Source organism: Tistrella mobilis (genome assembly GCF_039634785.1).
GTDB lineage: Bacteria > Pseudomonadota > Alphaproteobacteria > Tistrellales > Tistrellaceae > Tistrella > Tistrella mobilis.
The window spans coordinates 21,980-43,133 of sequence record NZ_JBBIAB010000018.1 but is presented as its reverse complement, the minus strand read 5'-3'; the positions used below and the strand labels follow the sequence as shown (position 1 = coordinate 43,133).

Below are 21,154 nucleotides of genomic sequence, written 5' to 3'. Positions count from 1 at the left end.
GTGGTATGCTTCAATCGTAATGCGACATTGTTTACGATCGGAAGCAACTGATGGTGTCGTCGGATCCTCGAAGACCCGGTCATGGCGTGCGACCGGCCGCCGAAGTCTACGAGCAGGCCATGGCCGGCGCGGATTTCCCGCTGTTCGAGAGCATCGGCTATCTGGTGCGCGACGCCCATCGGGCCTATCTGCGTGCCATGCAGATGCGGGTGGCGGATACCGAAGTCACCATGGGCATGTGGTTCTTCCTGCGCATCCTGTGGCAGGAAGAGGGGATCACCCAGCGCGACCTCAGCCGGCGCATCCGGATGATGGAGCCGACGACGGTGACGGCGCTCAGGCTGATGGAGCGCCGCGGCCTGGTGCGCCGCGAGCGCGACGTGCATGACCGCCGCCGCAGCCTGGTCTATCTGACCGATCGCGGCCGGGCGCTGCGCCACGAATTGCTGCCCTGTGCCGCCGAAACCAATATTGCCGCCATCGACGGCCTGGCCAGCTGCGAGATCGATGCCCTGCGCGAGCTGCTGGTGCGGGTGATCGCCAATCTGGATCGCGACATCGCCGAACGCGGCGCCGACCCCGAGGCGGTCGAGGACGAGATCGCCGATCGCGGGAGCTGAGCGCCCCCCAATCCCCCTGTCACGGCAGGTAATTTTATTACCCATTCTTCCGGACGCTTTCGAAGGGAAAATGACGCCGAATTGGCGGCCGGCAACTTTCCCTCTATTTCAGACGGGCATGCGGAGGGCGATTGAAAGCCCTGCGGCGCGGTGACAGATTGACTCCCAACAGCAACAGAATTCGCTTCGGCGAAGACAGTCGGCCATCTTGGGAAGATGGCCGGAGGGGAGAAAACATGTCCGTATTTTCTTGTGCCGCGTTCGACGGTCACGAGCAGGTGGTCTTTGGCCATGATCCCGAAACCGGGCTGAAGGCGATCGTGGCCCTCCATTCCACCGTGCTGGGCCCCGGTGTCGGCGGCTGCCGGATGTGGGCCTACCCCGACGAGGCCGCCGCCGTGACCGATGTGCTGCGGCTTGCCCGCGGCATGACCTATAAGAACGCCATGGCGGGACTGGATTTCGGCGGGGCCAAGGCCGTCATCCTGGGCGATGCCCGCCGCGACAAGACGCCGGCGATGATGCGCGCTTTCGGCCGTTTCGTCGAAAGCCTGGCCGGCCGCTACATCACGGCCGAGGATGTCGGTATCGGCACCGACGACATGGCCCATGTGCGGCGCGAAACCGGCCATGTTCTGGGCCTGGCCGAAACCAGCGGCGACCCGTCGCCCTTCACGGCCCTGGGCGTGTTTCTGGGCATCCGCGCGGCGCTGGCCCATGCCCGCGGCAGCGACGAGCTGACCGGCGTGACCGTGGCGGTTCAGGGGCTGGGCCATGTGGGGGCGGATCTGGCCCGGCGGCTGCACGAGGCCGGTGCCCGGCTGGTGGTGGCCGATATTCACCGCGATGCCACCGACCGCGTGGCGGCCGCCACCGGCGCCCGCGTCGTCGACCCGGCGGTGATCCATGCCGAGCCGGTCGATGTCTATGCCCCCTGCGCGCTGGGCGCGGTGCTGAACGACCGCACCATCCCTGAGATCAAGGCCGGCATCGTCGCCGGTGCCGCCAACAACCAGCTGGCGGAACCGCGCCATGCCCGGATGCTGGCCGATCGGGGCGTGCTTTATGCCCCCGATTACGTGATCAATGCCGGCGGCGTGATCAACATCGCGGTCGAGCACGGGCCGGCGGGCTATGACGTGGCGCGGGCCACGGCTCTGGTTCAGGGCATCGGCGACACCATGTCGCGGATCTTCGCCGAGGCGGCCAGAACCGGCCGTACCACCGCCGAAGTGGCGGATGCCATGGCCGAGGCGCGCATCCGGGCGGCGGCTGCGAAGAAGAAGGCGGCCGACGCGGCCTGACCGGGCGCCCTGGGCGGCGGGACGATCGGCCGCGGGGGCAAACTCGCGGTCGCAATCGTCACGCATTCCGGCGAGGATGGTGCAAAGCAACAAGCCAAGCGTCCGTCCACACGAGGCCCGGAAACCGACCGTTCCCATGCTCAGGATCGCCAACCGACCGTTCGAGGATATCCGCACCGGCGACAGCGCCTGCCTGGTTCACGAGGCAGGCCAGCCGCTTGCCGACCGGCTGGGCGAGATCGCCCGCGAGATCGACCCCGCCCATATCGACCCGGCCCTCGCGGCCGATGCCGGCTTTCGCGGCGCCGCCGCCTTCGCCGCCCTGCCGGGGCTGATGATCGACCTGCTGATCGCGGCCGAACTGCCGGGCCCCGGCGCCGAAATCCTGGGCTCGCGGCTGGACCGCACCGGCCAGGTGGCGGCCGGTGACCGGCTGACCGCAAAGCTGGTGGTCCGCACGCTGGGCGCCGATCGCCGCCTGACCCTGGATGCGACCGTGGTCGCGGCCGATGGCCGGCTGGTCGCCACCGGCTCGGCCGAGGTTCGTGCCGCAGAGATCCGCGTCGACCGGCCCTTCGTCGTAACCCCGCAGGCGACCGTCGCCGCCGAGGCGGCGGCGCCCGAAAACCGGCCGGTCTATCGCCGCCTGCTGGCGGCCACCGCGGAACTGCCGCCGATCGCGACCGCCGTGGTTCATCCGGTCGATGCCAATTCGATCGAGGGCGCGCTGGATGCGGCGGCGGCCGGGCTGATCCAGCCGATCCTGATCGGCCCCGAGGCCAAGATCCGGGCGGCGGCAGAGGCCGCCGGACGCAGCCTGTCGGGCATCCGCATCGTTGACCAGCCGCACAGCCATGCCGCCGCCGAACGGGCGGTGGCGCTGGTGCGCGAGGGCGAGGCGGCGGCGATCATGAAGGGCGCGCTGCACACCGACGAGGTGATGGCCGCCGCCGTCGACAAGGTGACGGGCCTGCGCACCGGCCGGCGGATGAGCCATGTCTTCGCGCTGGACGTGCCGGCCTATCCCAAGCCGCTTTTCGTGACCGATGCGGCGATCAACATCTATCCGGATCTCGCCGCCAAGCGCGACATCGTCCAGAACGCCATCGATCTGGTCCGGGCGCTGGGGACCGACCGGCCGAAGGTCGCGATCCTGTCGGCGGTAGAGACGGTCTATCCGGCCATCGCCTCGACGCTGGAAGCGGCGGCGCTGTGCAAGATGGCCGATCGCGGCCAGATCACCGGCGGCCTGCTCGACGGCCCGCTCGCCTTCGACAATGCGGTCTCGAAAGCCGCGGCCCGGGCCAAGGGCATCGTGTCCGAGGTGGCGGGCGATGCCGACATTCTGGTCACCCCGGATCTGGAAGCCGGCAATATGGTCGCCAAGCAGCTGATCCACCTGGCCGGCGCCGAGGCCGCAGGCCTGGTGCTGGGCGCGCGCGTGCCTATCATGCTGACCAGCCGTGCCGACGGCCCGGCCGCCCGCCTCGCCTCGGCGGCGCTGGCGCAGATCTTCGTCCATCGTGGGGCCCGGCCATGACCGAACAGCTGATCATCACCGTGAATGCCGGCTCGTCGAGCCTGAAATTCGGCGTCGTCCGCCTGTCGGACATGGAGGAGATCGGCCGGGCCGAGGTCGAATCCATCGGCACGCTGAGGGGCCCGTCGGCCAAGGGGCGCGGCGCGCATCTGGAGGAGATCGGCCAGCCGCCGGAAGGCCTGGCCGATCATGCCGGGCTGACGGCCTGGGCGCTGGACCGGATTGCGGCGGTCGTCCACAACCTGGGCGAAGTGGCGGCGGTGGGGCATCGCGTGGTCCACGGCGGTGCCCGCTTCGATGCGCCGGTGGTGGTGGATGATGCGGTGATCACGGCGCTGGAAGGCTTCGTGGCGCTGGCGCCCAATCACCAGCCGCACAATCTGTCGGGCATCGCCGCCACCCGGAAGCTGTGGCCGGATCTGCCGCAGGTCGCCTGTTTCGACACCGCCTTTCACCGCAGCCAGCCCCGGATCGCCCAGACCATGCCGATCCCGCGGGAGCTGAGCGACGAGGGCGTGCTGCGCTATGGCTTCCACGGCCTGTCTTACGCCCATATCGCCCATGTGCTGCCGGATCATGCCGGCCCGCGCGCCGACGGGCGGGTGATCGTGGCGCATCTGGGCCATGGCGCCAGCCTTTGCGGCATGCTCGCCCGGCGGTCGGTGGCGACCACCATGGGCTTTACCGCGCTCGACGGGCTGATGATGGGCAAGCGGTCGGGGGCGATCGACCCCGGCGTGGTGCTGCATCTGATCCGCGACCGGGGCATGACGGCGGCCGAGGTCGACCGGCTGCTGAATGCCCGCTCGGGTCTGCTCGGCGTGTCGGGTGTCTCTGACGACATGCGCGTGCTGGAGACCTCCCCGGATCCGAAGGCCGAAGAGGCGATGGCCCTGTTCGCCTATCGTGCAGGGCGCGAGGCGGGCTCGGTGGCGGTGGCGATCGGCGGGCTGGACGTGCTGGTGTTCACCGCCGGCATCGGACGGTATTCGGCCGCCATGCGGGCGCGCATCGCCGCCCATCTGGGCTTTCTGGGCGTGACGCTCGATCCGGCGGCCAATGCCGCCCACGGCCCGGTGATTTCGGCCGCCGACAGTCCGGTGCTGGTTCTGGCGCTCGACACCGATGAAGAGGCGGTGATCGCGCGCGAAACGGCGCGGCTGATCTTCGGATAGGGGCGGGCTTCGGATGGAGGAGGGGGCGGGGTGCTGCTGCGGATTGCACCTCTTCCCCCACACGCGCTAGGATGGGATCCGGGACACGACCAGACGTGCCGTCGGCAACGACCGGAACACCAGACGAGGCAAGGCCCGACCTCGGCGGCACGCCATCCGCACCAGCGACGATCGATCCCCCTCACGCCGGAGACTGCGGCCCGACATGCCGGGCAGGACCGGCCCCGCCTGTTTATGCGGGCCACCCCCGGTCATGATCGCCCTGCCAGCATCCCGGCGCTCCGGAGCGGAGACGCCCTCATGTCCGAGATGTTCATGCATCCGGGTGCCCCGCCGCACCCCTCCTGCCACCTGCCGGCCCCCGACCAGCCGGCCCGGCTGTGGCTTGCCGTCTGGCCGTCGGCGGCCGACGGCATCAGCGATCCCCGCGATGCCGGCCTCGCCATCGCCGAGGCCGCCCGCATTCTGGCCCGCGACACCCAGGTCGCCATGCTGGCCCGCGCCGGCGATCTTGCCGACGCCTCGATGCGCTGCGGCGCCGGGGTGGGGGTGTCGTCCTGGGAAGGCAGCCTGGCCTGCTTTGCCGATCGCCGCCCGTCGATGGGGCGGACGGCCGATGGCGCGCCCTGCGCGGTGGAATGGCCGGTCGACCGCAGCCATCATCATGACGATTGCGACGTGGCCGGCCGCCTGCTGGCGCTGGCCGGCGACGGGACGGTGGGCCGCATCCTGCTCGACATCGACGGCCGTGCCGGCATGGTCGCGGCCGATGGCGGCGGGGTGCTGGTTGCAAGCGAGGTGCTGGTCGGCGGGCGAGAGGCCGACCGCGAGGCCATGGCCGTGCATCTGGCCGCAACCTTCGGCGCGACCCGCGTTGTCTGGGTGCCGGGCGGATTTTCGGGCGACGAGCGGCCGGGCAATCTGGACGGCGTGGTCCGTTTTCTGGCGCCGGGGGTGGTTGCCGTGGCAGTGGCGCCCGAAGGCGATCCGGATCATGCCGCCTTGGCCGAGATCCGGCGTCGGCTGGAGGTGGTGACGCTGGCCGACGGCATGCCGATGAGCGTGGTGCCGGTGCCCCTGCCGAAGCGCCGGCCGCGGGACGAGGCCGGGCGGCTGCTGCCGGCGAGCTATCTGAGCCTGCTGCGCGACGGCCGCCGGCTGGTGGTGCCTGGCTTCGAAGACGGCAATGATGCGGCGGCGCTGAAGGCCCTGTCCAGGGCCCTGCCCACCGCGGCGATCGAGCAGGTGCCCTGCCCGGCGCTGGCCCCCTTCGGCGGCTTCGCCCGCCTGGCCGTGGCCCTGCCGCAACCCGCCCCGATGCCCGAGGCCGAGGATGCCGGCCTGATCGAGGCCGCCCCGGCCGACGACCTCCGCTAGGCGGAGGTCGCGGGCGCGAGGCGAGGGCGGCGGGAGGGGGCCGGGTGATCAGAACTTCAGGCGCGCCTGAAGGCTGACGATATCGATGCTGCTTTCCACATCGGCGCGGACATTGACCTGGCCGGTGCCGCCGATGCCCGGCTCGATCAGGTCGATCCGGGTGTCGTCGACGAAGATGTGGGCATAGGCCATGTCGATGCCGATCCAGTCCGAGACTTCCCAGCTGGCACCGGCCGCCACCCACAGCCGGTCGGCATCGGGGGTGCGGGTGGTGCGGTATTCATCGACCGTCGGCGTCTGGTCCCACTGCACGCCGCCGCGCAGCGTCCAGGCCGGATCCAGCCGGTATTCGGCACCGAGGCTGACACCCCAGCTGTCTTCGTAATTCTGGGTCTTCACCGAATCCGGCAGGCCGTTGGAGAATTGCACCCGGATCTCGTCAAACCGGCTCCATTCGTAGAAGTTGACCTGGCCGAGCAGGGTGAGCCGGTCGGTGACATCCACCGCCACCGCCGCCGAGGCGACGGCCGGCAGGTCGAGGGCCGCCTGACCGTCGGAGCGGAAATTGGCCGCAGCCAGCGGGCCGGTCAGATCGGTGAGCGAGGCCGTGCCCTTCAGGTCGTGGGAAATGGCCGAGCGGTAATGCAGGCCGATCCGCGCCTGGGGCACCGGGGTGAAGATCACACCCAGATTGTAGCCCACGCTCCAGTCATCGCCCTCGACGCGGGCATGGCCGTCGGTCGCAGGGCTGGGCCCGCCCGGGGCGAGGCCGTTGGCGACCGCGTTTTCGAGCGTCGCCTCGGCATACTGGATGTCGAGGCCACCGCCCACCGACAGCCAGTCGCTGGCCTTGAAGGCGATGCTGGGGGCGATGTCGATGGTCTTGAGTTCGGTCTTGGTCGAATCGTATCGGCCGAACCAGCCATCGCCATAGTCGGCGACCAGGCCGAAGGGGGCCGAGATGCCCACACCCAGCCAGACCCGGTTGTCGTCGTCCACCGGCATGGCGGCGTAGAAATTCGGCACGGGCGTGGTGTCGAAGGGGTCGCCACTGGCGCCGCCATAGCGCACCGCGGCACCGCCGGTGCCGAGGGTGGTGGCGGTGGAGCCGGCATCGGTCAGATCCGCCTTCAGGATCAGCACATGGCCGCCCAGCTGAACCTGGCGACCGTCGAGCCGGGTCATGCCCGCCGGGTTGGTGAAGACGGTGGAGGCGTCGGAACCGAGGGCGGCTTCGCCGGCAAAGGCGCGGCCGACGCCCTTGACGCTCTGTTCCTGAATGAAGAAGCCGGCAGCCCCGGCAGGGCCGGCGGCGAGCAGGGCCGCCGCAAGCGCGGGCAGGCCGAGAAGGGTCGGCAGGCTGGCCGCGGCGGCGCGGCCCGGATGACGTCTGGGCGGACGGGCGTGCATCGGACGTTTCCCCATTGAGATTCTTTTGATCCGGAAAGATTCCCTTTCAGGATGTGTCTTCGGTATCCAAAGCGGGTGTACGACCCGGATTGAATTCCCTCGGACCACTCGATGGTTAAGTAACGTTTACGTTAACGTCAATTGCAGAAAGCGCCCTTCGTCGATCATGGGGGGAATTATGTCCAGGATTGGAAACCTGCTGTTGCGGAATCGCCACGGCGCCGCAGCCTTGTCACAAGGGCTTCGGTTGCGGCGAGAGGCCGGCGCCGGATAGGCTGAACGGATCATATGCCCCGGATTTCAGACGCCGCAGACGGAGTTCCGACATGACCGACGGCCTGCTGACGGTTGCCGCCCTGCAGATGGCGGTCGCCGACGACCGTGACCGGAACCTCGACCGGGTCGAGGAGATGATCCGCACCGCCGCCGCGGCCGGCGCCCGGCTGGTGCTGCCGCAGGAACTGTTCGAGCTGCCCTATTTCTGCAAGGACCAGGACCCGGCCTGGTTCGATGCCGCACGCCCCTATGAGGGCAATCCCGCGATCGCCCGGCTGTCGGCCCTGGCGGCGGAACTGGGGGTGGTGATCCCGGTCAGCTTCTTCGAACGCGCCGGCCAGGCCTTTTTCAACAGCCTGGCGATGATCGATGCCGACGGCCGGGTGCTGGGCCTCTACCGCAAGAGCCATATCCCCGACGGGCCGGGCTATCAGGAGAAGTTCTATTTCTCGCCCGGCGACACCGGTTTCAGGGTGTTCGACACGAAGCTGGGGCGGATCGGCGCCGCGATCTGCTGGGACCAGTGGTTTCCCGAAGCGGCGCGGGCGATGGCGCTGGCCGGGGCCGAACTGCTGCTCTATCCGACGGCGATCGGATCCGAGCCCCAGGCCCCGGACTGGGACAGCCGCGACCATTGGCGGCGGGTGATGCAGGGCCATGCCGGCGCCAATATCGTGCCGGTGATCGCCGCCAACCGGGTGGGGACCGAGGCGGGGCGAGATGCCACGCTCACCTTCTATGGATCCAGCTTCGTGGCCGACCCGACCGGCGCGATCCTGGCCGAGGCCGGGCGCAGCGGCGATGCGGTGGTGACCGCAGAGCTGGATCTGGCGATGGCGCGCCGGCTGAGAGCCTCGTGGGGGCTGTTCCGCGATCGCCGGCCGGATCTTTACGGCGCGGTTGCAACACTGGATGGCGGGATCCGCCGCTGAGAGAAGCCGCCCGCGCGGGCGGGCCTTCCGGGCAGGTTCCGCCCGTGGCACACTCTTGCGCCCGCGGCGCCGGCGGCCTGCGCCCCGCAGACGTCTTCCCGACCGCAGATCCCGGAGCTTTCGCCCATGCCTCTGCCCAGCCGTTCCGCCGCCGCCCGTCGAGCCGTGATGTCGCGTCTGGTCGTGATGCCGCGCCTGATCGCAGCCGGAGGGCGGTTCCGGATCGGGCAAGGGATCCTGGGATGCGTGGTGGCGGCCGGCACCGCCCTGGCCCTGATGCCCGCGGCCCTGGCGGCCCCGCATTCGGTGCCGCACCGCGCGCATTACGCGATGAGCCTGCTGAAAGCCCAGCCCGATGCCGCGATCGCCGGCGTTGCGGGTGATATGGCGGTGATCTTCGATCGCGCCTGCGACGGCTGGTCGGTGCTGCAGGCCAGCCGGATGGAGATCGATTTCGACGAGGCGGAACCGGTGGTGTCGGACATCCTGTTCGATTCCGAGGAGTCCGACGATGGCACAAGGTTTCGGTTTCGTTACGAAGAGCGAGAAAACGGCGAGAGCGTCGAACTGGCCATCGCCCATCTCGATCGCACGTCACCGGATCGTCCTTCGAAACTTCGTTTCGCCAATCCGCCGGGCGTGACCGAGAGCGTGCCGGCCGGCGCCCTGCTGCCCACCGCCCATACCGAGCGGCTGCTTCAGGCGGCGGAGGCCGGGGAAGCCTTCATCCGCGCCGAGGTTCTGACCGGATCGGGCCAGGACAGCCTGTCCTTCGTGAGCGCCCATATCGGCCGGCCGACGGAGATCGCGGCCGACCAGGACTGGCCGTCCCAGGCGGGGGAGGCGGCCGATGCGCTGCGCACGGCGACCGTCATCCCGATGCGACTGGCCTTCTTCAAACCCGATGATCGGTCGGAGACGCCGATCTACGAACTTCTTTACCAGATCCAGCCGAACGGGGTCGTCCGGCGATTCGATATAGATTATGGTGAATTTGCGATATCTGCTCGTCTCGTCTCGGTAGAAAACCGGCCGGCGGCGGAATCGTGCGATTGACATAGCCCGTCCCCCGGGGCGTCCCGAATAGAGAGACGCCATCCATGACTGTTATGGTCGAACCCGGCCTCGACCGGATCCGTCCGGACGCCTTCAATCAGATCATTCGTGACGAATTGCCCATGGCCGAGCTGCTCGGCATCCGTGTCGAGCGGATCGACGACGGCGTTGCCCGTGGCCGCCTGCCGGCCACGGTGCAGCTGATCCGCCCCGGCGGCACGTTGAGCGGCCCGGCCCTGGCGACGCTCGCCGACGTCACCTTTTATGCCGCGATCATGGGCCGGCTGGGCCCGGCGCGGATGGCGGTGACCAGCAATCTGAACATCAATTTCCTGCGCCGCCCGGCCATGGTCGACGTGCTGTCCGAAGCACGGCTGATCCGGTGCGGCCGCAGGCTGGTCTATGGCGAGGTGTCGCTTTATTCCGACGGCGACGACGAGCCCGTGGCCCATACCACGCTGACCTTCGCACTGCCGGGCTGATCCGTCAGCCGGTACCGAGCCTGTCAGCCGGGGCCGAATCCGTCAGCCGGGGCCGAAGAGATCCGGGGCGGCGGGATCGCCGTCCCGGTCGCGCACCGGCTGGGCGCCGAGCCCGATCAGCCGGAAGGCGGTATCGCCGGTCGCCTCGGCGGCGAGCAGGTCCTGCGCCGCGGCGATCAGGGGCGCCGATCGATCGGTCGGCGCCTTCAGCCGCCGGCTGCGGGTCAGGGTCTGGAAATCGGCGGTCTTCAGCTTCAGCACCACGCCTTCGGCCACCAGATGGCTGCCGGCCAGACGGGCCGCCACCCGTTCGGCCAGCGGCGGCAACAACTCGGCCAGGCGGTCGGCGGCGCGTTCGTCGCGGGCCAGCGTGGTTTCGGCCGACACGCTTTTAGCCGGGCGCGAGGGCGTAACCCGCCGCGGGTCGCGACCCGTGGCAAAGCCTGCGATCTGGGCGCCGATCCGGCCATAGCGGCGGGCCAGCGCCTGCGGCCCCAGCGATTGCAGCTGGCCGATCCGGGTGATGCCGTCGGTGGCAAGCCGGCGTTCGAAAGCCGGGCCCACCCCCCACAGCATGCGCACCGGCTTGTCGGCCAGGAAGGCGGCGGCTTCGGCCGCGCCGATCACCGCAAAGCCGCGCGGCTTGTCCAGTTCCGAGGCCAGCTTGGCCAGAAACTTGTTGGGGCCGAGCCCGACCGAGACCGTGACCCCCACCTCGCGCTCCACCCGCCGGGCCAGGGCGGCCAGGCGCTGGGCGGGGCTGGCCCGGCTGTCGGGCGCCCCCGCCTCCGGCGCCAGATCCAGATAGGCCTCGTCGATCGACAAGGGCTCGACCAGCGGGGTGAGGGCACGCATCAGCCGGCGGATCTTCAGCCCCGCCTCGCGATAGCGCGCCATATCGGGCGGCAGCACCACCGCATCCGGGCACAGCTCGCGCGCCTTGAACATCGGCATGGCCGAGCGCACGCCCTTCATCCGGGCCAGATAGCAACAGGTGGCGACGACACCGCGATGGCCGCCGCCCACGATCACCGGCCGTTGCGCCAGATCGGGCCGGTCGCGCTTTTCGACCGAGGCGTAGAAGGCATCGCAATCGACATGGGCGATGGTCAGCCGGTGCAGTTCGGGATGGATCACGATCCGCGCCGAACCGCAGGCCGGGCAGCGCCGGCTGCCGTCTTCGGCCATGCGGGTGGATCCGCAGTCGCGGCACAGCCACCCCGCGGCCGATGCAGGGGCGCAGCCTGCGGGTGGGAAAGCCTGATCTGTGCCGCCGTCACCGGTGGCAGGGGCTGCGGACATGGGCTGTGGCACTCGCCAGGAACGGCCGGATGTTCCGGTCATGTTCCCACGCGGCGGGCGTCGCGTCCAGTGCCGAGCCGCAGCCCGCCGATCCTGCGGTCAGGCGCTGTCCCACAGCCGGGCGGCGCCGCGCACGCCGCTGTCGTCGCCATGGCGCGCAATGCGCACCGGCGTGCGCATCCGGTCGGAAAACAGCCAGGGCGCGACCAGAGGCTGGGGATCCGCCACCAGCGCCGGCACCTGCGACAGCCCGCCACCCAGCACGATCACATCCGGATCCAGGATGTTGACGATCATGGCCAGCGCCCGGCCGAAGCGGTGGCGCCAGCGCGCCACGGCCGCCAGCGCCCAGGGGGCGCCGTCGCCTTCCGCCGCCAGCACGGCCTCGGCGCTGCGTTCCAGGGCGGCGGCGGCGTCGTCCAGCCCGCGCAGCCGGGCGGCATCGCGGGCAAGCCCCGGGCCCGACAGCAGCGTCTCGATGCAGCCGGTCCGGCCGCAATAGCAGGCGGGGCCCGGCAGTTCCGGCAGGTCGGCGGCCTGCGGCGGCGGGGTTTCGCCGGGGGCCCGGCTCCAGGGCTGGGCCCAGGGCATTGGGGTATGGCCCCATTCGCCGGCGATCGCATCGGCACCGTCATGCACCCGGCCATCGATGGCGATGCCGCCGCCGATGCCCGTGCCCAGGATGGCGGCAAAGACCAGACGGGCCCCCGCCGCCGCCCCGTCGACGGCTTCCGACACCGCCAGGCAATTCGCATCATTGGCAAGCCGCACGGCCCTGCCGGTGCGTGCCGTGAAATCGCGGTCCAGCGGCCGGCCGTTCAGCCAGGTGGAGTTGGCGTTCTTCACCAGACCCGTTTTGGGGCTGATGGCGCCGGGCATGCCGATGCCCAGCGGCAGGCGCTCCGTCACCCCGGCCGCCTGTTCGGCACGGGTGGCAATTTCGTCGATGGTCCGTATCGTGGCATCATAGTCGCCACGCGGCGTCGGCATGCGCAAATGTGCAAGCGTTCGCCCCGTTGCCCGTTCGATGGCGACTGCCGCGATCTTCGTGCCGCCCAGATCGATGCCGACGAGCACCCGGGACTGCATGCGGGAGCCATCATCTGCGGCAGCCGGGTCCAACATGTGTGGTCGTCCTCCTCGTGCTTGACCGGGCCTGGGGCATGATCGGAAACGGCCCGCCGGGCACGCATGATGTTGCACCGCCTGACGGATGGCCACAAAATGATTGCTGCGGTCATCGGAACCGGGCATCGTGCGCCGGTACGAGGCGAACCGCCGGTCGCGGGCCGTTCGACGTGAGGTCGGGCCGCCGCGGCGGCCGAGGGGACCTCCTGATGGCGCGGGGCGGAATTGGCCATGCCGAAGACGGTTCTGATCGTCGAAGACAACGAACTGAACATGAAGCTGTTCAATGACCTCCTTGAGGCGAACGGCTACGTGACTCTGCAGACCCGTGACGGCATGGAGGCCCTGAAGATCGCACGGGATCAGCATCCCGATCTGATTCTGATGGACATTCAGTTGCCCGAAGTGTCAGGACTGGACGTGACCAAGTGGATCAAGGCCGACGACGATCTCCGCACGATCCCGATCATCGCGGTCACGGCCTTCGCGATGAAGGGCGACGAGGAGAAGATCCTGGATGCCGGCTGTGAGGGCTATATCTCGAAGCCGATCTCGGTGACCCCGTTCCTCGAAACGGTGCGCAAGTTTCTGGATTGAGGGGCGATGCCCGGTCGCGTTCTGGTGGTCGACGATCTCCTGCCCAACCTCAAGCTCTTCGAAGCGAAGCTTGCGGCGGAGTATTACGACGTCGATCTGGCGCAGAACGGCGAGATGGCGCTTGCCCGTGCCCATGCCCATCCCCCGGACATCGTTCTGCTCGACATCATGATGCCGGGCATGGACGGCTACGAGGTCTGCCGCCGGCTGAAGAGCGACCCCGAGACCGCCCATATCCCCGTGGTGATGGTCACGGCCCTCAGCGACAGCGTGGAACGGGTGCGGGCGCTGGAAGCCGGCGCCGATGATTTCCTGACCAAGCCGATCAACGATCTGGCGCTCTTCGCGCGGGTGCGCTCTCTCACCCGGCTCAAGATGATGCTCGACGAGCTGCGCCTGCGCGAGCAGACCATCTCGGATTTCGGGGTCGGCGCCACAGCGCCGCTGCCGCTGGACGAAAGCGGCGACAATGCCCGCGTGCTGGTGGTGGACGACAGCGAGATCGAGCGCGACTTTCTGGCCGACCGGCTGAAGCGCACGCACAGCGTCTCGGCGGTCGGCACGGCGACCGAGGCGCTGGATCTGGCGCGCACCGCCGGTTTCGACCTGATCGTGATCAACCTGCTGATCGAAAGCTTCGATCCGCTGCGCCTGTGCAGCCAGCTGCGGGCGATCGACGAGACCCGCCAGACCCCGATCCTGGTGATCGTGGGGCATGACGATGTCGAGCGCATGGCCAAGGCGCTGGATCTGGGCGTGAACGACTATCTGATGATGCCGCTGGACGTGAACGAGCTGGGCGCGCGGGTGCGCACCCAGGTCCGCCGCAAGCGCTATCAGGACCGGCTGCGGCAGAATTATCAGCGCTCCATCGCCCTGGCCGCCACCGACGGCCTGACGGGGCTGTACAACCGCCGCTATCTGTCGGCGCATCTGCACCGGATGTTCATGCGTGCCGGCCATGACGGCCGCCCGCTGGCGGTGCTGATGCTGGATATCGACCGCTTCAAGCAGCTGAACGACACCTATGGCCACGATGCCGGCGACCGGGTGCTGCAGGCGATCGCCGACCGGATGAGCCGCCATGTCCGCGGCGTCGATCTGGTGGCCCGCTATGGCGGCGAGGAATTCGTGATGGTGCTGCCCGACAGCGACCACCGCTCGGCGCGGGAAGTGGCCGAGCGGGTCCGGTCGGTGATCTCGGGCCAGCCGATCGTGATCGACGACGAGGGCACCAAGGTCACCGTCACCGCCAGCCTGGGCGGGGCCGAGCGCATCGCGGCCGACCAGGATGCCGACGACATGCTCCGCCGCGCCGATCAGGCGCTCTATCGGGCCAAGGCCGCCGGGCGCGACTGCTTCATCTTCGACCGGCCCACCTGATCTGCTTCCGGGCCGCCCGGATCTGCCGAACGACGTGTCCGCCAAATGAAAAGGCCGCGTACCCGGGTCGGGCATGCGGCCTTTTTCGCGTCGTCGGTCGCCTGAGCGATCCGCATCCTCCCCGAAGGGAGGCCGGGATCACTTGATCTTGGCTTCCTTGAACAGCACGTGCTTGCGCAGCTTCGGGTCGTACTTGCGCAGCTGGAGCTTCTCGGTCTGGGTGCGCGGGTTCTTCTTGGTCACGTAGAAGAAGCCGGTCCCCTCGGAGCTGACCAGCTTGATCTGCACGGTGGCGGGCTTGGCCATCGCTCAATCCTCGTATCGCTATCCGGTTGCCCCGGAGGGCGGCGGCATCAGGGCCACCGGCGCCCCGCCGTCCCCCGGTCTCCCGGGGGCGGGCGACCGGCTGGCGGCCGATCGCGCGGGTGTTCGTTGACGGCGCCGTAACGTCGGCGCCGGACGTAGAGACGTGCACCTTATTCATGGGCGCAGCCTTGTCAAGCGCCGTGTCCGGTTGTGATGCTTTCCAAGGCGTCACTGCCCATTTCACCCCGGTGCGGCTAAGCTGCAGGCTGCATGCCGAGGCAGGCCCCAGACCGGCTGCCCGGACCAGACCGGGGAATTGCGGTGGCATACGAAGTCGGTGAAGAGGGGTTCCGGCGGCTGCTGGGGCGGAGGGGCGCCTTCGCGACCCTGTTCGACCTCTGGCGCGACTGGCGGCCGTCTTCAGCGGCTCTGCCGCCCCCGTCTGCCGTCGATCCGCAGGCGCTGCGCCGGATCCTGCCCCGGCTGATGCTGCTCGACGTGCTGGCCGCCGATCGCTGGCGGGTGCGCACGGCGGGCGAGCGCCTGCGTGAGATGTTCGATCGGGATCTGACCGGGCGCGAGCTGCCCGACGCGCTGCCGGAAGAGCTGCGCAGCCGCGCCGCCGCCACCTATGGGCCCTCCACGGCCGAGGGGCTGTGCTGGCTGGCGCTGGCGCTCTATGTGCGGCCCGGCAGCCGGCGCCGGCTGCATTATGCCCGGATGGTGCTGCCGCTGGGCCAGGGCGGCGGCGAGGGCGCCAGGCCGGTGGTGACCCGGCTGCTGGTCGCCTTCCACTGGCGGGTGGTGCCGCCGCTGTCCCTGCCGCTCTGGGAGCTGCTGGAAAGTGCCGAGCTGCCGGCCCGGCGGCGGGATGTCGTCTGCAGGCCGTCTGCGCCATCCCCGGCCGGCTGAGCCGGGCCGGGGCCTGACGGTGGCGCGCCGATCAGCGGTCGACGAAGGCCTTCTCGATCACATACTCGCCGGGGCGGCTGGTATTGCCCTCGGTGAAGCCGCGGTCTTCAGCCCGCTTCTGCAGGTCGGCGAGCATTTCCGGGCTGCCGCAGATCATGATCCGGTCATGCTCGGGCGTGAATTCCGGCAGGCCGATATCGGTGAACAGCTTGCCGCTGTCGATCAGGTCGGTGATCCGGCCCTGGTTGCGGAACGGCTCTCGGGTCACCGAGGGGTAGTAGATCAGCTGCTCCCGCACCGCATCGCCGAAATATTCGTGCGCCGGCATCTCTTTCGAGATGTAGTCGTGATAGGCCAGTTCGCTGACCTCGCGGCAGGTATGGGTCAGGACCACCTTCTCGAAGCGGTCATAGACGTCGGGATCGCGGATCAGGCTCATGAAGGGCGCAAGGCCGGTGCCGGTCGACAGCATATAGAGCGTGCGGCCCGGGCGCAGATTGTCTTTCACCAGCGTGCCGACCGGCTTGGCGCCGACCAGCAGCGCGTCGCCGCGCTTGATGTGCTGAAGCCTGGAGGTCAGCGGGCCGTCCTGCACCTTGATGCTGAGGAATTCCAGCGTCTCTTCATAGTTCGGGCTGGCGACGCTGTAGGCGCGAAGCAGCGGCTTGCCGTTGACCTCGAGCCCGATCATGGTGAACTGGCCGTTTTCGAAGCGGAATGCCGGATCACGCGTCGTCGTGAAGCTGAACAGCCGGTCTGTCCAGTGGTGAACGTCGATCACGCGCTCGGTACGGATGTTGCTCATCGCTCAAGCTTCCAAGGTCTGGCGTGGAGAGGGCCGCATCGCGAAACGAGAAAAACACAAATCCGTTTCGCGTTTTAAGATGGTCGCGCTTCTTCGATTAGTAGTGGTTTCGTCCGGGCATGGCAATCATCGCCTCACCGTCGGGGGCGTATGGACGGCCAGACGGGCCGCGATCGCCCCGGCGATTCCCATGCCCGCGATGACCGCCGCCATCGGCCAGGCCGTGCCGTCGTCGAGCGCGCCGACGATGGCGGCCGAGATGGCGCCGGTGCCGAACTGGATCAGCCCCAGCAGGGCGGCGGCACTGCCGGCCCGGGCGCCGAAGGGGGCCATGGCCACGGCGGTGGCATTGGGATTGATCAGCCCGTTCATGGCGATGCACAGGAACAGCGGCAGCATGATCGCCACCAGCGCCAGCGCGGTGCCGGGGGTGGAAACGGCACTGATCGCCACCGCCACCAGCACCAGCCCCGCCACGGCCTGAACCAGATTGGCCCGGCGCATGATCTGTGCCGGGCTTGAGCGCCGCACCAGCCGGGCATTGAACTGCGAGGCCAGGATCAGGCCGGCGGCATTGGCGCCGAACAGCCAGCCATAGGCGGCCGGCGGCACCTGGTGCAGTTCGATGAAGACGAAGGGCGAGCCCGAGATATAGGCGAACATCGCCCCCATCGCCGCACCGCTGGCGAGCGCCGGGGCGATGAAGCGCCGGTCGATGGCGAAGCGCAGATAGGTGAGGGCGATCTCTCCCGGCCCCTGGCGCCGGCGGCGTTCGGCCGGCAGGCTTTCGGGCAGGAACAGCGCCACCACCACCAGCGCCAGCACGCCCACCCCCGTGAGCAGCCAGAAGATCGCCCGCCAGCCGGCGATTTCCAGCAGCTGGCCGCCGATCAGCGGTGCCAGGATGGGGGCGGCGCCCATCACCAGCATCAGCCGGGCCAGCATCACCGCCGAATGGCGTTCATCGAACAGATCGCGGATCACCGCCCGCGACATCACCATGCCGGCACAGCCGCCCAGCGCCTGCACCAGACGGAAGGCGATCAGCTGGTCGACATCGGTGGCCAGCGCGCAGCCGATGCTGCCGGCTGCATAGAGCAGACAGCCGGCCAGCAGCGGCCGCCGTCGGCCGAAGCGGTCGGCCAGCGGCCCATAGACCAGCTGGCCACCGGCGATGCCCATAAAGAACAGCGCCAGCGTCGCCTGCACGGCCGCGGCATCCGCCTTCAGATCGGCGCCGATCGCCGGGAAGGCCGGCAGATACATGTCGATCGACAGGGGCCCGAAGGCCGCAAGCAGCCCCAGGATCAGGGCAAGCTTCAACATCGGCGGCTGGCCGGCACCGGCGGCGGCATGCTCGGGACGGACGGACATGGAAAGGGTGGGCCTTCGTGGTCTAAAGGGGGAGCAGCAGGTCAGGAGGCGCGGGACTGGTCGGCGCTGGCGGCGGCCGCCTGGGCCATCAGCCCAAGATCGCTGCCGACCGTGGCGAAGCGGTAGCCAAGGCCGCGCATCGCCCGGGCCATCGCCGGATCGGTGCAATGGATGCCGGCCGGAATGCCGGCACCGCGGGCGCGGGTGACGATGCCGGTCACGGCTTCGGCCAGCGCCGGCTGTGTGTCGGTGCGGCCGCCGGTGAAGCCCAGGCCGAGCGCCAGGCCCAGATCATTGGGGCCGACGAAGATCGCATCCAGGCCGGGCACGGCCAGAATCCGGTCCAGCGCATCCAGCCCGGCGCGGGTTTCGATCATCGCGATCGCGAGCACGCTGTCGTCGATGGCCTGCAGATAGCTGCGGCCATGGATGGGGGCTGCGCGCACCGGCCCGAAACTGCGCCCGCCGCGGGGCGGGAAACGGCAGGCGCCGGCCAGCATCGCCGCACCGGCGTCGTCGTCGATCAGCGGTGCGATCACGCCCAGCGCCCCATGGTCCAGCGCCCGCATCGCATCCTCGGGCCGGTTGGCCGGGATGCGCACGATCGGCGTGGTGCCGTGACGGCCGCATTCGGCCAGCAGGCGCAGACAGGTGGCGTCGTCGATCACGCCGTGCTGGCGATCGATCGCCAGGAAATCGTAGCCCGCGGCATCCATCAGCGCCGCCGATGTGGCGCTGTCGGACATCAGGAAGGTGCCGACGGCGAAGCCGTCCGCTTCCTGAATGATGCGGCGCAGCCGGTTCTCGATCATCAGCGTCTCCTCGATCCCCCATGGCGGCCGTTCTGGTTGCGGCCGGTTTTCGGACCCCGGCCGCCGCCGCCGTCGCGGCGGTTGCGGGCCCGTTCGGCCGCCACCTCGCGGGCGATGGCCTTCAGGCGCTTGACCTGGCCCGGGGTCGGCGGCTTGCCGGCACGGCCGCCTTCGATCAGTTCGAACAGCAGCCCGCCTGCCACGATATCGGCCTCGCGCAGCCGCACCTCGACCCGGTCGCCCAGGGTGAAGCGCATGCCAGAGCGTTCGCCGATCAGCGCCTGTTCCGACGGATCCAGGATGAAGAATTCGCGGCCGAGGGTAGAGATCGGCACGAAGCCGTCGGCCCCGGTCTCGTCCAGTTCGACGAACAGGCCGACGCCGTGGACGCCGGTGATGCGGCCGCCGAAGGTGGCGCCCACCCGGTTGGCCAGGAACACCACCAGCAGGCGGTTGGTCACCTCGCGCTCGGCCAGGTCGGCGCGGCGCTCGGTGATCGACAGATGTTCGCCCAGCGCATGCAGACCGTCGGCGGCCGCCCCGTCCAGCCCGTCGGCGCCGAGGTTCAGCGCCTTGATCAGCGACCGGTGCACGATCAGATCGGCATAGCGCCGGATCGGCGAGGTGAAATGGGCGTAGCGTTCCAGCGACAGGCCGAAATGGCCGATATTGTCGGGGCTGTAGGTCGCCTGCGACTGGCTGCGGAGTACGGTGGTGTTCACCTGATGCTCCAGCGGCGTGTTCGCCACCGCCTTGAGCAGGCGGTTGAAGTCGCGCGGGTCGACATGCACCGAATTGGTGAAGCTGAGGCCCAGCGACTTCACATAGTCGCGCAGCACCGAGACCTTGTCGGCCGGCGGCTGGTCGTGGACGCGGAACAGGCAGGGCCGGTTGCGGCGAAGCAGCGTGTCGGCGGCGGCCACATTGGCCAGGATCATGAACTCTTCGATCAGCTTGTGGGCGTCGAAGCGCTGGCGGGTGCGGATATCGGTCACCCGGCCGGTCTCGTCCATGACCACCCGGCGTTCGGGCATGTCGATCTCGAGCGCGCCGCGCCGGCGCCGGGCGGCATCCAGCACCTGGAAGGCGGCATAGAGCGGCTGGATGACCGGCGCCATCAGCGGCTCGATCTCGGCATCGGGCCGGCCCTCATGCGCAGCCTGAACCCGGTTATAGGTCAGCCGCGCGGCCGAGCGCATCAGCCCGCGCACGAAGCGGTGTTCCAGCAGGGTGCCCTGGCCGTCGATGCGCATCATCGCGGCCAGGCAGTAGCGATCCTCGTGCGGGCGCAGCGAGCACAGCCCGTTGGACAGCGCTTCCGGCAGCATCGGCACCACCCGGTCGGGGAAGTAGACCGAATTGCCGCGCTCTTCGGCCGACCGGTCGAGCGCGCTGCCGGCGGTGACGTAATGGGCGACATCGGCGATCGCGACCCGGATGATGTGGCCGTCGGGATTGGTCGGATCCGGGTCGGGCTCGGCATGGACCGCATCGTCGAAGTCGCGGGCATCCTCGCCGTCGATGGTGACGAAGGGGATGGAGCGCAGATCCTCGCGACCGGCGGAGAGTTTCGGCGCCGTCGCCGCCTCGGCCTCGCGCACGGCGGCGGCCGGGAAGTGATCGGGGATGCCGTGGGCCTCGATCGCAAGGTCGATGATGGCGGGCGCCGTCTGCTCCTGGCCCAGCCGCTTCACCACCCGGGCCCGCGGCAGGCCCAGCCGCCGGCCGGGCAGGGTTTCGGCCACGACGAATTCGCCGTCCTCGGCGCCGCCCAGATCTGCCTCTTCGATCGAATAATCGGTCTTGGCACGGCGGTCGGCCGGGATCAGCCGCCAGCCGTAATCGATCGAGCGGATGGCCCCGGTCACCCGGCGCGACCGGGTTTCCAGCCGGCGGATCACGCGGGCTTCATAGGCATCGGCATCGCCGCGATGCAGGCGGACCAGCAGCCGGTCGCCGAAGCCGGGGGCCGCCTCGTCACGTGGGCGCAGACCGCCTTCGCGCAGCACCACGATCGGCGGCGGGGGCCCGCGCTCGTCGTCGTCCCAGACCGCCGGCCGGGCTTCGGCCTCCCCGGTCTCGTCGTCGATGGAGACCACGTCGACCACCAGCACCGAGGGCAGGACGCCGGGTTCGGCGACGCGGCGCGGCCCGGCGCGCTTCAGGGTGCCGTCCTCTTTCAACTCGCGCAGGATCCGTTTCAGCGCGATGCGGGCGCCGCCGGTGATGTTGAAGGCGCGCGCGATCTCGCGCTTGCCGACCGGTCGGTCGCTCTCGGCGATGAAGGCCAGGATCTGTTCGCGGGTGGGCAGGCGGTCGGTGCCGTCGTCCGAGGAGGAGGTCAAGGCTGCTGGTGGCTTTCT

The 21,154-nt window shown here is 69.5% G+C and carries 19 protein-coding genes; 11 read left to right on the top strand and 8 right to left on the bottom strand.

From position 1 onward, the window contains the following. Positions 1–86: 86 nt before the first annotated feature. From WI697_RS21050 to WI697_RS21030, 5 genes are all read left to right on the top strand, one after another. Complete coding sequence (locus WI697_RS21050; RefSeq protein WP_296714312.1) at positions 87–620, top strand: MarR family winged helix-turn-helix transcriptional regulator; 534 nt, start codon at positions 87–89, stop codon at positions 618–620. Positions 621–856: 236 nt separating this feature from the next. Then, positions 857–1,924 carry a Glu/Leu/Phe/Val family dehydrogenase gene (locus tag WI697_RS21045; RefSeq protein WP_298643233.1) on the top strand — a complete coding sequence of 356 codons (1,068 nt, stop codon included), beginning with the start codon at positions 857–859 and terminating at the stop codon, positions 1,922–1,924. 136 nt (positions 1,925–2,060) lie between these two features. Beyond that, a complete protein-coding gene (locus WI697_RS21040) occupies positions 2,061–3,464 on the top strand; it encodes a bifunctional enoyl-CoA hydratase/phosphate acetyltransferase (protein WP_345959837.1) in 1,404 nt (467 codons plus the stop codon). Then, the gene (locus WI697_RS21035; protein WP_062764681.1) at positions 3,461–4,639 is read left to right on the top strand and encodes an acetate/propionate family kinase; all 1,179 of its coding nucleotides are present in this window, start codon (positions 3,461–3,463) and stop codon (positions 4,637–4,639) included. Before WI697_RS21040 ends, WI697_RS21035 begins: the two co-directional genes overlap by 4 nt. A gap of 300 nt (positions 4,640–4,939) precedes the next feature. Then, positions 4,940–6,016, top strand: coding sequence for an agmatine deiminase family protein (locus WI697_RS21030; RefSeq protein ID WP_062764678.1), 1,077 nt, complete (start codon positions 4,940–4,942; stop codon positions 6,014–6,016). Between the two features lie 48 nt (positions 6,017–6,064). Here the strand turns inward: WI697_RS21030 and WI697_RS21025 are convergent, their stop codons facing one another. Beyond that, entirely contained in the window at positions 6,065–7,426 is a 1,362-nt protein-coding gene (locus WI697_RS21025) for an OmpP1/FadL family transporter (RefSeq protein ID WP_345959836.1), read from the bottom strand. 326 nt (positions 7,427–7,752) lie between these two features. Here WI697_RS21025 and aguB point away from each other — a divergent pair, with 326 nt between their 5' ends. From aguB to WI697_RS21010, 3 genes are all read left to right on the top strand, one after another. After that, positions 7,753–8,634, top strand: a complete 882-nt coding sequence (gene aguB, locus WI697_RS21020) for an N-carbamoylputrescine amidase (RefSeq protein ID WP_062764672.1) — start codon at positions 7,753–7,755, stop codon at positions 8,632–8,634. A 126-nt stretch (positions 8,635–8,760) separates the two neighbouring features. Further along, positions 8,761–9,690 carry a cell envelope integrity EipB family protein gene (locus WI697_RS21015; RefSeq protein ID WP_345959835.1) on the top strand — a complete coding sequence of 310 codons (930 nt, stop codon included), beginning with the start codon at positions 8,761–8,763 and terminating at the stop codon, positions 9,688–9,690. 44 nt (positions 9,691–9,734) lie between these two features. Next, a complete protein-coding gene (locus tag WI697_RS21010; RefSeq protein ID WP_345959834.1) occupies positions 9,735–10,172 on the top strand; it encodes a PaaI family thioesterase in 438 nt (145 codons plus the stop codon). Between the two features lie 42 nt (positions 10,173–10,214). On the opposite strand, the gene WI697_RS21005 is transcribed toward WI697_RS21010, so the two are convergent. Continuing rightward, entirely contained in the window at positions 10,215–11,387 is a 1,173-nt protein-coding gene (locus tag WI697_RS21005) for a DNA polymerase IV (RefSeq protein ID WP_345959857.1), read from the bottom strand. A gap of 186 nt (positions 11,388–11,573) precedes the next feature. After that, positions 11,574–12,563, bottom strand: coding sequence for an ROK family protein (locus WI697_RS21000; protein WP_345959833.1), 990 nt, complete (start codon positions 12,561–12,563; stop codon positions 11,574–11,576). Between the two features lie 270 nt (positions 12,564–12,833). Here WI697_RS21000 and WI697_RS20995 point away from each other — a divergent pair, with 270 nt between their 5' ends. Together WI697_RS20995 and WI697_RS20990 are read left to right on the top strand one after the other, a co-directional pair. Then, a complete protein-coding gene (locus WI697_RS20995; RefSeq protein ID WP_014746075.1) occupies positions 12,834–13,199 on the top strand; it encodes a response regulator in 366 nt (121 codons plus the stop codon). Positions 13,200–13,205: 6 nt separating this feature from the next. Next, positions 13,206–14,582, top strand: a complete 1,377-nt coding sequence (locus tag WI697_RS20990) for a PleD family two-component system response regulator (RefSeq protein WP_062764662.1) — start codon at positions 13,206–13,208, stop codon at positions 14,580–14,582. A 138-nt stretch (positions 14,583–14,720) separates the two neighbouring features. Here the strand turns inward: WI697_RS20990 and rpmG are convergent, their stop codons facing one another. Continuing rightward, complete coding sequence (gene rpmG / locus WI697_RS20985) at positions 14,721–14,888, bottom strand: 50S ribosomal protein L33 (RefSeq protein WP_014746073.1); 168 nt, start codon at positions 14,886–14,888, stop codon at positions 14,721–14,723. Positions 14,889–15,209: 321 nt separating this feature from the next. Between rpmG and WI697_RS20980 the strand changes: the two genes are divergently transcribed. Next, on the top strand, positions 15,210–15,800 hold the full coding sequence (locus WI697_RS20980) for a PAS domain-containing protein (RefSeq protein ID WP_345959832.1): 591 nt from the start codon (positions 15,210–15,212) through the stop codon (positions 15,798–15,800). Between the two features lie 31 nt (positions 15,801–15,831). On the opposite strand, the gene WI697_RS20975 is transcribed toward WI697_RS20980, so the two are convergent. The 4 genes from WI697_RS20975 to rnr all read right to left on the bottom strand — a co-directional run bounded on the left by WI697_RS20975 (position 15,832) and on the right by rnr (position 21,136). After that, the gene (locus WI697_RS20975) at positions 15,832–16,605 is read right to left on the bottom strand and encodes a ferredoxin--NADP reductase (RefSeq protein WP_062764656.1); all 774 of its coding nucleotides are present in this window, start codon (positions 16,603–16,605) and stop codon (positions 15,832–15,834) included. Positions 16,606–16,731: 126 nt separating this feature from the next. Beyond that, a complete protein-coding gene (locus WI697_RS20970; protein ID WP_345959831.1) occupies positions 16,732–17,979 on the bottom strand; it encodes a Bcr/CflA family multidrug efflux MFS transporter in 1,248 nt (415 codons plus the stop codon). A 41-nt stretch (positions 17,980–18,020) separates the two neighbouring features. Beyond that, positions 18,021–18,791 carry an HpcH/HpaI aldolase family protein gene (locus WI697_RS20965; RefSeq protein WP_062764653.1) on the bottom strand — a complete coding sequence of 257 codons (771 nt, stop codon included), beginning with the start codon at positions 18,789–18,791 and terminating at the stop codon, positions 18,021–18,023. Beyond that, a complete protein-coding gene (gene rnr, locus WI697_RS20960) occupies positions 18,791–21,136 on the bottom strand; it encodes a ribonuclease R (protein WP_345959830.1) in 2,346 nt (781 codons plus the stop codon). Before rnr ends, WI697_RS20965 begins: the two co-directional genes overlap by 1 nt. Positions 21,137–21,154: the final 18 nt, after the last annotated feature.

Coding starts and splice junctions, on each gene's coding strand:
- WI697_RS21045 (WP_298643233.1), top strand. CDS start 857: ATGTCCGTATTTTCTTGTGCCGCGTTCGACGGTCACGAGCAGGTGGTC.
- WI697_RS21040 (WP_345959837.1), top strand. CDS start 2,061: ATGCTCAGGATCGCCAACCGACCGTTCGAGGATATCCGCACCGGCGAC.
- WI697_RS21035 (WP_062764681.1), top strand. CDS start 3,461: ATGACCGAACAGCTGATCATCACCGTGAATGCCGGCTCGTCGAGCCTG.
- WI697_RS21030 (WP_062764678.1), top strand. CDS start 4,940: ATGTCCGAGATGTTCATGCATCCGGGTGCCCCGCCGCACCCCTCCTGC.
- WI697_RS21025 (WP_345959836.1), bottom strand. CDS start 7,426: ATGCACGCCCGTCCGCCCAGACGTCATCCGGGCCGCGCCGCCGCGGCC.
- aguB (WP_062764672.1), top strand. CDS start 7,753: ATGACCGACGGCCTGCTGACGGTTGCCGCCCTGCAGATGGCGGTCGCC.
- WI697_RS21015 (WP_345959835.1), top strand. CDS start 8,761: ATGCCTCTGCCCAGCCGTTCCGCCGCCGCCCGTCGAGCCGTGATGTCG.
- WI697_RS21010 (WP_345959834.1), top strand. CDS start 9,735: ATGACTGTTATGGTCGAACCCGGCCTCGACCGGATCCGTCCGGACGCC.
- WI697_RS21000 (WP_345959833.1), bottom strand. CDS start 12,563: ATGCAGTCCCGGGTGCTCGTCGGCATCGATCTGGGCGGCACGAAGATC.
- WI697_RS20995 (WP_014746075.1), top strand. CDS start 12,834: ATGCCGAAGACGGTTCTGATCGTCGAAGACAACGAACTGAACATGAAG.
- WI697_RS20990 (WP_062764662.1), top strand. CDS start 13,206: ATGCCCGGTCGCGTTCTGGTGGTCGACGATCTCCTGCCCAACCTCAAG.
- rpmG (WP_014746073.1), bottom strand. CDS start 14,888: ATGGCCAAGCCCGCCACCGTGCAGATCAAGCTGGTCAGCTCCGAGGGG.
- WI697_RS20975 (WP_062764656.1), bottom strand. CDS start 16,605: ATGAGCAACATCCGTACCGAGCGCGTGATCGACGTTCACCACTGGACA.
- WI697_RS20970 (WP_345959831.1), bottom strand. CDS start 17,979: ATGTCCGTCCGTCCCGAGCATGCCGCCGCCGGTGCCGGCCAGCCGCCG.
- WI697_RS20965 (WP_062764653.1), bottom strand. CDS start 18,791: ATGATCGAGAACCGGCTGCGCCGCATCATTCAGGAAGCGGACGGCTTC.